Origin of the sequence: Avibacterium gallinarum (genome assembly GCF_002921135.1) — a bacterium.
GTDB classification, from domain to species: domain Bacteria; phylum Pseudomonadota; class Gammaproteobacteria; order Enterobacterales; family Pasteurellaceae; genus Avibacterium; species Avibacterium gallinarum.
Window position 1 is genome coordinate 1 of record NZ_PQVJ01000023.1, and the last position, 11,691, is coordinate 11,691.

Genomic DNA, 11,691 nt, shown 5'->3' on the forward strand with positions numbered 1-11,691 from the left:
ATTATTGTGCTGGCGTTAATCACCTTTTATAAACCTGAATTATTCACTTGGGTAAAAGGCGATACGCAGGTTTTCATCATCAGTATTATTATGCTTTCAATGGGAATGACCTTAGGTAAAAAAGATTATCAAGTGTTAGCGCAACGCCCACTGGATATTCTTATCGGTACCATTGTGCAATATACCGTAATGCCTTTTGTGGCGATTGCTATTGCAAAAAGTTTTGATCTTTCTCCAGCACTCACCCTTGGTTTAGTTTTAGTTGGCTCTTGCCCTGGAGGTGTGGCGTCTAACATTATGACGTTCCTATGCAAAGGCGATGTGGCATTTTCAGTGGGAATGACCACCGTTTCAACCTTGCTTGCGCCAGTAATGACGCCATTATTGCTAAATTATTTGGTAGGGCAAAGCGTGGAAATGAACGGCTGGGCAATGTTTAAATTTATGCTTTTAGTCACCGTGTTACCTGTGGCGGTGGGCTCAATTTTAAACATCAGCTTACACCGCAAACAATGGTTCCAAGACATCAAAGCGTTAATGCCGGGTGTAGCAGTGATTAACTTCGCCTTTATTGTAGGCGGCGTGGTCGCGCTTTATGGGGATTACTTCTTACAATCAGGCTTAATGATTTTGCTTTGTATCGTGGTACATAACCTTATCGGCTACGCCCTTGGCTATTCTTCAGGCAAATTGTTTGGAATGAGCTTAGCAAAAAAGAAAACTATTTCCTTGGAAGTGGGAGTGCAAAACGCAGGCTTAGCCACCGGATTAAGTATGAAGTTCTTCCCAACTATTCCAGAATCAGCGGTGGTTTGTGCCGTGGCGTGCGTGTGGCACTCCGTGGCGGGAACGGTTTATGCTAATTTCTTATTATGGGTGGATAAATACCGCAAATCCCCTTCACAAAAGGAACTTGCGGAAGAGATTTCGTGAGAGCAAGGAAAATAAAGTGCGGTGCTTTTTTATGAATTTTTTGCAAATTAGTTAATTTTGATTTTCATCGCCCTTGAGTTTTCGACTTATTAAAGGTATGTTATCGCAGATTTTTTTATAAACGAGGTTGATATGAAGATTATTCTTTTAGGTGCGCCGGGTGCAGGCAAAGGCACACAAGCACAATTTATTATGAACAAATTCGGTATTCCACAAATTTCTACGGGCGATATGTTGCGCGCGGCAATTAAAGCGGGAACAGAATTAGGCAAACAAGCGAAAACCTTAATGGACGCAGGGCAGCTTGTGCCAGATGATTTAATTATTTCGCTCGTGAAAGAGCGTGTTGCACAAGAAGATTGCGCGAAAGGCTTTTTATTAGACGGCTTCCCGCGCACCATTCCGCAAGCGGACGCCTTAAAAAGCGCAGGCATCAGCATTGATTATGTGTTGGAATTTGATGTGCCAGATGAAGTGATTGTTGAGCGAATGAGCGGTCGTCGCGTTCACCAAGCTTCTGGACGTACTTACCACGTTGTGTATAACCCGCCAAAAGTGGAAGGCAAAGATGATGTAACCGGTGAAGATTTAATTATCCGTGCCGATGATAAGCCTGAAACGGTGTTAGATCGTTTGAAAGTGTATCACAACACCACCAAGCCATTAGTGGATTACTACCAAGCTGAAGCCAAAGCGGGCAATACGAAATATTTCCGTTTAGACGGCACGCAAAAAGTGGAAGAAGTGAGCGCTGAATTAGATAAAATTCTCGCTTAATTTCCACCGCACTTTATCAATCCCCTTGATTTCAAGGGGATTTTTTATGCGCTATTATTCCTTCTTCCGCCAATAAGTGGCAAATCGTGGCAGCCCTTTTTGTGTCAAACCACGGTATTTGTAGGTAATGATTGAACCGATTGGCGGTGGATTTTCTCTATCCGTTAATTTAAAACCTGAACCGATACGAAATTCCCCACGCTGATTTTTACAAGTAATCGCACCGAGTTTATCAGCAAATTGCCCCTTGCCTTTATGGTGTGCAATCACTTCACATTCTTCATCAAGTGCGGTCTTTAATTTCAAAATTTGCTGACTGCGTTTGTTTTCATAAGGCGCGTTAGGGTTACGCAGCACCAAGCCTTCCCCTTGTTTTTGTTCTACTTCACGTAAAAAATCTTGCACTTGGGCATAATGTTCAATTGGAATTTGCTTAATAATTTCAATATGTTGACTTGGGTGCTGGGCTAAATAATTTTCCAACACCGCTAGACGTTCAAATAAATTGCCTTTGGCATTAGGCACATCAAAAACATAGAGCTTTAATTTTTCCCAGCCTTTATCTTTTTGTGAACGTACAATAGAAGAAATTTGCTCAAACGCATTGCGTTGGCTAAACAGTTCACCATCAATGGCAAAAGGCGGAAAATCTTTAATGAAATAATATGGTGGCGTGAGTATTTTATTCTGTCTTGTAAAAAGCTGTTTACCGTCCCAATATCCCCTGATGCCGTCTAGCTTTTCGCTCATCACCCAACCTTGCACATTTTGATTGTGGTAAGTGCCAAGTAGCATTAAATCTGGCGGATTGGCCTTAGCCAATATTGAATATAGCGTGAATAAAATGAGCAGGATACGCTGAATATAAGGCATAATTTTCTCCCCGATGCTTCTGCGCAATAAAAATTTGGTTGGGATATTAAGCGACTTTTTAGCACTTGTGGAAAATGCAATTTGGTTTTGCGATCTCGATCGTAAAAATTATTATGGTTTTAAAAGTGCGGTGGTTTTTGGGGATTTTTTTAGAATATGTGTGAATTTTTTGTTAAAATCACGGCTTTCTATCTAAATATAACTAAAAGAGAGTGATTATGAGCAAACTATTTCCTAATGCACAACTTCGTGATAAAGCCCCCTATCGTTTTGATATTGTTGGCAGTTTTTTACGTCCAGAAAGTTTAAAACAGGCACGCCAACAATGTAGCTGTGGGGATATTTCTTGTGCGGATCTCACCCAAGTGGAAGATAAAGAAATTGCAAATTTAGTGGCGCACCAAAAAGCAGTGGGCTTGCCTGCGGTAACCGATGGAGAGTTTCGCCGTACCTTTTGGCATTTAGATTTCTTAAGTGCGTTAGATGGCGTGGAAGAAGTAGAAGCAGAAAAATTTTCTGTTCAATTTAAGCATCATAATGTTCGTCCTAAAACCTTGAAAATTGTTGATAAAATCGGCTTCTCGGATACTCACCCATTCCTTGAACATTACCGTTCTTTACAGCAAATCGCTGGCGATTATCCCGTTAAATTCACCATTCCATCTCCTTCAATGTTACATTTAATTTGTACGGTGCGTGAAACGGATTATCAGCCAATTGAGCGTTATAAAAACAACAATCAGCAATTACTTGATGATATTGCGGACGCTTATATTAGTGCGATGCAAAAATTCTATGCACTAGGTTGTCGCAACCTGCAATTAGATGACACGAGCTGGGGCGAATTATGCTCTGAAGAAAAACGTCAGGCTTATCAAGAACGTGGCTTTGATTTAGAGCAACTAGCGAAAGATTATGTGTATATGGTGAACCGCATTATTGCCGCGAAACCTGCGGATATGACGATTACAATGCACATTTGCCGTGGTAACTTCCGCTCAACTTGGTTCTCATCGGGCGGCTATGAACCTGTGGCGGAAACCCTATTTGGGCACTGTAACGTTGATGGCTTCTTCCTTGAGTACGATAGCGATCGTTCGGGCGATTTCAAACCATTGCGCTTTATTAAGGATCAGCAAGTCGTGCTAGGTTTGGTTACTTCAAAAGACGGCAATCTTGAAGATAAAAACGAAATCATCAAACGTATTCAAGAGGCCGCACAATATGTGGACATCAACCAGCTTTGTTTAAGCCCGCAATGTGGTTTTGCTTCAACGGAAGAAGGCAATATCCTGACAGAAGAGCAACAATGGAATAAACTGAATTTCATTCGTGAAATTGTTGAGGAAGTTTGGGGTAAGGCATAATTTTTGACCTTTCATTCCTGATGATAGAAGAATACCGCTTTTTTATAGAGCGGTATTATTTTTGCAAATTTTTCTCTTTGTGATTTAGATCACGATTTTCTCTTTTGGTTAAAATTCTATTTCTCTTTGAAGTTAATCTTATTTTATAATAAAAATTATGAAATGATACTTCAAAATAATAGAATTTAGATAGCAAACAGGAGAGAGCTATGCGTTTAATTCCTTTAAAAACCGCCGAGCAAGTTAGCAAATGGGCTGCACGTCATATTGTTGATCGTATTAATGAATTTAAACCAACGGAAGAACGCCCTTTTGTGCTGGGATTGCCAACAGGCGGCACGCCGTTACAAACCTATAAAGAATTAATTAAGCTTTATCAGGCAGGGGAAGTGAGCTTTAAGAACGTGGTAACCTTTAATATGGACGAATATGTTGGGCTGCCAAAAGATCACCCAGAAAGTTACCGCTCTTTTATGTATAAGAATTTTTTCGACCACGTTGATATTCAAGAAAAAAATATTAACTTGTTAGACGGCAATGCACCGGATCTTGATGCAGAATGCCGCCGCTATGAAGAAAAAATGCAATCTTACGGCAAGGTCAATTTATTTATGGGCGGCGTTGGCGTGGACGGCCATATCGCCTTTAACGAACCTGCGTCATCGCTGGCTTCTCGCACCAGAATTAAAACTCTGACGGAAGATACTCTTATCGCTAACTCACGTTTCTTTGATAATGACGTGAATAAAGTGCCAAAATACGCCTTAACCATTGGGGTCGCCACGTTGCTTGATGCAGCAGAAGTGATGCTTTTAGTCACAGGGCATAATAAAGCCCTTGCTTTGCAAGCGGGTGTAGAGGGCAGTGTGAACCATTTTTGGACGATCAGTGCGTTACAGCTACATCGTCACGCAATCTTTGTTTGTGATGAACCGGCAACGCAGGAATTAAAAGTGAAAACCGTGAAATATTTCACTGAGTTAGAAGCCAAAGCCATTCATAGTGTGTTATAGCGAATAAAAAAGAAGGTGAAAAAATGCGTTATGCGTTAGTTAATGGCGTGATTTATACCGCCCAAGCCGTGCTTTATGGACACGCGGTGATTGTGGAAGATGAAAAAATCCTTTCTATCTTGCCACAAGAAAATCTGCCTGAAGGAATGCAACAAATTGATCTAAAAGGGAATAATCTCACAGCAGGATTTATTGATCTGCAATTAAACGGCTGTGGTGGCGTGATGTTTAATGGCGATACGTCCGTGAAAACCCTGGAAATTATGCAGAAAACCAATTTGCGATCTGGTACAACAAGTTATCTGCCAACCTTTATCACGGCAGATGATGAGGGCATTAAGCAAGCTGTTTCGGTAATGGGGGAATATCTTAAAAAGCATAAAAATCAAGCACTTGGCTTGCATTTGGAAGGGCCTTATTTAAGTGTCGAAAAGAAAGGCGTGCATCAGGCAGAATATATTCGTGCCATAAGCCCTGAAATGAAAGATTTTCTATGCCAAAATTCAGCGGTGATCACCAAAATCACTCTTGCCCCTGAAAATCCAACAGCAAAATATATTGGTGATTTTGTACAAAGTGGCATTGTGGTTTCCATCGGGCATTCCAACGCCACTTATGACGTAGCTAAACAAGCAATTGCCAAGGGGGCAACGTTTGCCACCCACTTGCACAATGCGATGTCGCCAATTAGCTCAGGACGTGAAATGGGCGTTGTCGGCGCGGTGTTAGACAGCGATATTTACACGGGTATTATCGTCGATGGCTTGCACGTTGAATTCGGCAATATCAAAATTGATAAAAAAGTGAAAGGCGATAAATTGTGCATTGTTACAGATGCCACAGCCGCCGCAGGGGCGGATATTGAATCTTTCGACTTTGTCGGCAAAACTGTGTATGTGCGTAATGGTAAATGCTATGACGCCAACGGCACGCTCGGCGGTTCTGCAATCACAATGATTGAATCGGTAGAAAATGCGGTGAAACAAGTGGGCATTCCACTTGATGAAACCCTAAGAATGTGCAACTACTACCCAGCCAAAGCCATTGGTGTTGATGATCATTTAGGCGATATTGCAGAAGGAAAAATCGCCAATTTGACGGTGTTTAACAATGATTTTGATGTGCTATGCAGCGCGGTAAATGGGCAGTGGACGTGGTATAAAAATTAGCCAAAAAATCACCGCACTTTGAGTGCTATTTAAATACGAAATAAAGGCAGCTTCGGCTGCCTTTTTGTTTAGCCATTTTCTAGTCTAGGCATTTTGCCCAATTCATTTTAAAATACAGCATTATTCGTTTTATGTATTTTATGTGTGGGAAAAAGAATGCGGGATAATCATCAAATCGCGAATGTTGATTTTGTTAAACAGATGAATAGTGCGGTGGTTTATAAATTAATTGACCAGCAAGGGCCGATTTCTCGTATTCAAATTTCTGAACTAAGCCAGCTCGCACCGGCGAGTGTGACCAAAATCGCGCGTAACCTGTTAGGGCGTGGGCTAATTAAAGAGGTGGAGCAGCAACAGTCCACCGGCGGGCGGCGTGCCACGTCTATTATTGCGGAGCATAAAGCTTTTCGCACCATTCTCATTCATTTAGGGCGTAAGCAGGTAACCTTTGCCATTATGGATCTTTCTGCGAAGCTCTTGAAAAGAGAAATTGTGGATTTGCCGGAGCATCAAAGTGCGGTGCAAATTGAGCAATTTTTAATAATGCACCTTGCACAGTTTATCGAACAGCATCAGCGTAAAAATGCCGAATTTATTGCCATTGGCATTACTGTGCCGGGCTTTGTAGATGTAAAAACCAACGACATTCAATATTTACCGCATTTATCCCTTGATGAACCTTGGGCGCTGGCGAATCACCTTGCAGAACACTTCCAATTAATGACTTTTATTGGCCACGATGTGCGAAGTTTAGCTTTAGCGGAGCATTATTTTGGTATCACCAAAGATTGCTATGATTCCTTATTATTGCGTATTCATCGTGGCGTTGGCGCAGGCATTGTGATTAATCACGAAGTCTTTCTCGGTTATAAAAATAATGTGGGGGAAATTGGGCATATTCAGGTGGATCCTTTGGGTAAACGTTGTTTATGCGGCAATGTGGGGTGCTTGGAAACGGTGGTGAGCAATGCCGCAATTGAAGAAAAAATGCAGGGTTTGCTGGAAGATGGTTATCAAAGCAAGTGGATTTCTTTAGAAAGCCACGATATTGAAGCGATTTGCAAAGCGGTAAATAAGCAAGATGCCGTAGCGGTTGATTTGATCGAACACGTTGGTGTGCAGATTGGGCGCGTGTTGGCTATGAGTGTGAATATGTTTAATCCTGAAAAAATTGTTATTTCAGGGGAGATTACGCAAGCGCAAAGCGTGCTGTTTGCAGCTATCCGCCGAACCTTAGACAACTTGGCTTTACCCGCGTTTGTGAAAAGCACGCCACTGGTGGCATCTGAATTAAAAAATGAAGATGTGATTGGCGCATTTGCGTTGATTAAACAAGCCTTATTAGATGGTAGATTGCTACAACATTTATTGGCCGAGTAAAGTGCGGTCGCTTTTACGCCGATTTGTATAATCTCTATGCGAATGAGAAAGAATTTAGAAAAAAGCATAAAAAAAGAGTTGACGAAGGGGAGTCAGATCAGCATAATTAGCCCCGCAAAGCCGATGAGGTGAATGCAAAATGTTTGGCTATGTAGCTCAGTTGGTTAGAGCACAACACTCATAATGTTGGGGTCACAGGTTCGAATCCCGTCATAGCCACCATATTGCGGGACTGGCGAAATTGGTAGACGCACCAGATTTAGGTTCTGGCGCCGCGAGGTGTGTGGGTTCAAGTCCCTCGTCCCGCACCATTCATTAGCTTGCAGTTCTTTAGTAGGTGGGGTATCGCCAAGCGGTAAGGCACCGGGTTTTGATCTCGGCATCCCTAGGTTCGAATCCTAGTACCCCAGCCATACTATCTAACATTTCAATCTTCTTTTCTTAAAGAATTTTCTATTGGGGTATCGCCAAGCGGTAAGGCACCGGGTTTTGATCTCGGCATTCCTAGGTTCGAGTCCTAGTACCCCAGCCATTATCTTTCCTAATAGATTTTCCTTTATTCTTGTTTTTATAGTGTAAAAAAGTTGCAAAAAATTACACCGCACTTATGTTTTTTGCATTTATATCAATTATAATCATTTCCTTTTTTCATAAGGAATAACTATGACCACAAACACAACAAAAACAGGCTGGACAACTAAGTTTAGCTCCCTAGGGCCGGGGATTTTAATGGCATCAGCCGCCATCGGCGGATCGCATATTATTGCTTCTACTCAAGCAGGAGCAATTTATGGTTGGCAACTCGCAATTATCATTATTCTTGCAAACTTTTTTAAATATCCTTTTTTCCGTTTCGGTGTGCAATACACGCTAGATACAGGCAATACCTTACTTGACGGTTATCGCCAAAAAGGAAAATTATATTTATGGGTTTTCTTTTTACTTAATATTTTCTCAACCGCCATTAATATGACGGCGATTTCCTTGCTGTGTGCGGTTATTCTTAATTTCGTGTTACCTACACCAGTTAATATGTCTGTCTTAAGCGCAATAATGATTTCTTCCGCTGCTGCGATTTTACTTTTTGGGAAGTATCGCTTATTAGATGGTTTAGCGAAAGTGATTATGATTGCATTAACGGTAACGACCGTTGCCGCTGTGGTAATCGCACTGATGCGTAATGGCGTGCAAGGAATTGCAGCCGATGATTACATTTCCCCATCACCTTGGAATTTAAGCGCATTAGCTTTTATTGTGGCGCTAATGGGGTGGATGCCAGCACCCATTGAACTTTCCGTCATTAATTCAATGTGGGTGGTGGCAAAACGCCGTTTAACCAAAGTATCTTATAAAGATGGGATTTTTGATTTTAATGTTGGCTATGTTAGCACTGCGATTTTAGCGTTAGTGTTTCTTGCATTGGGGGCGCTAGTGCAATTTGGCTCCAACGAAACCGTTGAAATGGTAGGGGGGAAATATATTGCACAGCTTATCAATATGTATTCTTCAACCATTGGTGAATGGGCAAAAGACCTCATTGCTTTTATCGCATTTATGTGTATTTTCGGTACGACATTATCAATGCTAGATGGTTATTCTCGCACTAATCTTGAAAGTTTGAGATTACTAGCGGGCAAAAAAGAAAGCCGTGTAAGTTTTTTAAATTTATCTATCTTATGTTCAACAATCGCAGTTTTAGTGATTATTTTCTGTTTCAGTGATGCCGTAGGACCAATGTTAAAATTGGCAATGATAGGTTCTTTTGTTTCAACTCCTGTATTTGCGTGGTTGAACCTATCGTTGGTGATGAAAGGTGAACATTGTGTAAGAGGTTTCCTATTATGGTTATCTTTAGTCGGATTGGTTTACCTTGCTGGTTTCACATTGTTATTTATTGCTTCACATTTTGGTTGGATAAACTAAAAAATATTGATAAAAAAAGCCGCACTTTTAAAGTGCGGTCTTTTTTTCGCAGAATTTTATGCAATGCCTTTGTGTCTTAACAAGGCATCTAATTGCGGTTCTCTGCCGCGGAAGCGTTTGAATAACGCCATTGGCTCTTCTGAACCGCCACGGGTGAGAATTTCATCAAGGAAAGATTGCCCGGTTACTGGGTTGAAAATGCCTTCTTCTTCAAAACGCGAGAACGCATCTGCCGATAGCACTTCCGCCCATAAATAGCTGTAATAGCCCGCTGCATAACCGCCGGCAAAAATATGGCTAAAGCTATGCGGATTTCTTGCCCAATCCACACCTTTGATGACGGCAACGTCATCTTTTACCTGTTTTAAGGTGTCTAAAATTTGGTTGGGTTGGTTCGCATCAAAATAATGATGCAAACGGAAATCAAATAACCCAAATTCAAGCTGACGTAATACGAACATTGCCGCTTGGAAGTTTTTCGCTTTAAGCAACTGTTGCAATTTTTCTTTTGGTAGTGGTTCGCCCGTTTCATAATGCCCTGAAATAAAGGCAAGCGCCTCTTCTTCCCAACACCAGTTTTCTAAGAATTGGCTTGGTAATTCCACTGCGTCCCAAGGCACGCCATTAATGCCCGCCACATCTGCGATATCAATTTGCGTGAGCATATGATGAATACCGTGTCCAAATTCGTGGAATAAGGTGGTGACTTCATCGTGAGTGAAAAGCGCAGGTTTATCACCCACTGGTGCGTTAAAGTTACAAGTGAGATAAGCCACTGGCTGTTGAATTGTGCCATCGACTTTACGGCGGCGACCAACACAATCGTCCATCCACGCACCGCCACGTTTATTTTCACGGGCGTATAAGTCTAAATAAAAACTACCGCGCACTTGATCTTGGCTATCAATCAAATCAAAGAAACGTACATCTTTATGCCAAGTGTCCACATCAAAACGTTCAACAGCACGAATGTTGAATAAGCGTTTAATCAGCTCAAATAAGCCTGAAAGTACGCGATCTTCGGGAAAATAAGGGCGAAGTTCTTCATCATTAATGGCGTATAAATGTTGTTTTTGTTTTTCGCTGTAAAACGCAATATCCCAAGGCTCAAGTGCGGTAATATTAAAGTGAGTTTTACAAAACGCTTCTAATTCCGCTAATTCTTGTTGTCCTTGTGCTTTGGAACGGCTTGCCAAATTATCGAGGAAATCCAACACTTGTTGCGGATTTTCAGCCATTTTAGTGGCAAGAGAAAGTTCGGTGTAATGCTCAAAATCAAGCAATTTCGCCAACTCAACGCGCAAAGTTAAGATCTCTTGCATAATGACGGAATTATCCCATTTCCCTGCATTCGGGCCTTGTTCTGAAGCACGAGTTACAAAAGCGCGATACATTTCTTCACGCAATTGACGGTTTTCACAATAGGTCATCACCGGCAAATAGCTTGGAAACTCAAGAGTGAAGCGATAACCTTCTAGCCCTTTGCTTTCTGCAGATTGTTTTGCCGCTTGTAAAGCACTTTCTGGTAAGCCTGCTAATTCATTTTTATCCGTAATTACCTTATCCCAGCCCATTGTAGCATCTAGCACATTGTTGCTAAATTGTGAACTTAGCTCGGATAAACGCGCCACGATTTCGCCATAGCGTTTTTGTTTTTCGGCTGGTAAAGAAATGCCTGAGAGTTTGAAATCGCGCAACGCATTATCAATGGCTTTCTTCTGTGCCACGCTGTAGGTTTCATATTCTGGGCTATTTTTCAGCTGTAAATAGGCTTGGTATAAGCCTTCGTGTTGCCCTAACCAAGTGCTATATTCAGAAAGCAATGGCAAGCAAGCTTGATAGGCTTCACGCAATTCAGGGCTATTTTTCACCGCATTTAAGTGGCTCACAGGCGACCAGGCTTTGCTTAAGCGATCGCCACTTTCAGTAAGCGGTTCAATAAAATTCTGCCAAGTTAAGTGCGGTTGTTTTAAAACCTGTTCTACAGTATCTCGATTTTCTTGAATTAATTGACTAATTGCAGGTTGAATATGTTCTGGTTTAATTTGCGAAAACTGCGGTAAGTGTGTTTCCCTTAACAATGGATTTGACATAAAAGCTCCTTGCTTTTAAAAGAAAGTATTAAGCTAACAAATAAGGGAAGATTTTATAATATCAAGGTTGAGAAATCTAAAAAAATATGGATAATTGAGAATAATTTTTATTGGAGCTGTAGTAGATTAGCAACAATGCTATACTACAAAAATGAAGATAACG

The 11,691-nt window shown here is 41.3% G+C and carries 9 protein-coding genes and 4 tRNA genes; 11 read left to right on the forward strand and 2 right to left on the reverse strand.

Going from position 1 to position 11,691, the window contains the following annotated elements:
* Both C3007_RS08640 and adk read left to right on the forward strand, forming a co-directional pair.
* Nucleotides 1–933, forward strand: a 933-nt coding sequence (locus tag C3007_RS08640) for a bile acid:sodium symporter family protein (protein WP_103854076.1), incomplete at its 5' end; no start/stop codon positions are given.
* Between the two features lie 132 nt (nt 934–1,065).
* Nucleotides 1,066–1,710, forward strand: a complete 645-nt coding sequence (gene adk, locus C3007_RS08645) for an adenylate kinase (protein WP_103854077.1) — start codon at nt 1,066–1,068, stop codon at nt 1,708–1,710.
* 54 nt (nt 1,711–1,764) lie between these two features.
* Here adk and C3007_RS08650 read toward each other — a convergent pair whose 3' ends face one another.
* Entirely contained in the window at nt 1,765–2,583 is an 819-nt protein-coding gene (locus C3007_RS08650; RefSeq protein WP_103854078.1) for a DNA ligase, read from the reverse strand.
* A 218-nt stretch (nt 2,584–2,801) separates the two neighbouring features.
* Here C3007_RS08650 and C3007_RS08660 point away from each other — a divergent pair, with 218 nt between their 5' ends.
* The 9 genes from C3007_RS08660 to C3007_RS08700 all read left to right on the forward strand — a co-directional run bounded on the left by C3007_RS08660 (nt 2,802) and on the right by C3007_RS08700 (nt 9,435).
* On the forward strand, nt 2,802–3,950 hold the full coding sequence (locus C3007_RS08660; RefSeq protein WP_103854080.1) for a 5-methyltetrahydropteroyltriglutamate--homocysteine S-methyltransferase: 1,149 nt from the start codon (nt 2,802–2,804) through the stop codon (nt 3,948–3,950).
* 209 nt (nt 3,951–4,159) lie between these two features.
* Nucleotides 4,160–4,963 carry a glucosamine-6-phosphate deaminase gene (gene nagB, locus C3007_RS08665; RefSeq protein ID WP_103854081.1) on the forward strand — a complete coding sequence of 268 codons (804 nt, stop codon included), beginning with the start codon at nt 4,160–4,162 and terminating at the stop codon, nt 4,961–4,963.
* 23 nt (nt 4,964–4,986) lie between these two features.
* Nucleotides 4,987–6,132, forward strand: coding sequence for an N-acetylglucosamine-6-phosphate deacetylase (gene nagA, locus C3007_RS08670; RefSeq protein WP_103854082.1), 1,146 nt, complete (start codon nt 4,987–4,989; stop codon nt 6,130–6,132).
* 156 nt (nt 6,133–6,288) lie between these two features.
* Nucleotides 6,289–7,512: an ROK family transcriptional regulator gene (locus C3007_RS08675; protein ID WP_103854083.1), complete on the forward strand. Its 1,224-nt coding sequence runs from the start codon at nt 6,289–6,291 to the stop codon at nt 7,510–7,512.
* Between the two features lie 145 nt (nt 7,513–7,657).
* Nucleotides 7,658–7,734 (forward strand) — tRNA-Met (locus tag C3007_RS08680).
* A 4-nt stretch (nt 7,735–7,738) separates the two neighbouring features.
* Nucleotides 7,739–7,823, forward strand: a tRNA-Leu gene (locus tag C3007_RS08685).
* A 27-nt stretch (nt 7,824–7,850) separates the two neighbouring features.
* A tRNA-Gln gene (locus C3007_RS08690) sits at nt 7,851–7,925 on the forward strand.
* Nucleotides 7,926–7,969: 44 nt separating this feature from the next.
* Nucleotides 7,970–8,044: transfer RNA gene (locus C3007_RS08695), tRNA-Gln, on the forward strand.
* Nucleotides 8,045–8,175: 131 nt separating this feature from the next.
* The gene (locus C3007_RS08700; RefSeq protein WP_103854084.1) at nt 8,176–9,435 is read left to right on the forward strand and encodes an NRAMP family divalent metal transporter; all 1,260 of its coding nucleotides are present in this window, start codon (nt 8,176–8,178) and stop codon (nt 9,433–9,435) included.
* A gap of 56 nt (nt 9,436–9,491) precedes the next feature.
* Here C3007_RS08700 and prlC read toward each other — a convergent pair whose 3' ends face one another.
* Nucleotides 9,492–11,528: an oligopeptidase A gene (gene prlC / locus C3007_RS08705; protein ID WP_103854085.1), complete on the reverse strand. Its 2,037-nt coding sequence runs from the start codon at nt 11,526–11,528 to the stop codon at nt 9,492–9,494.
* Between the last annotated feature and the right edge of the window lie 163 nt (nt 11,529–11,691).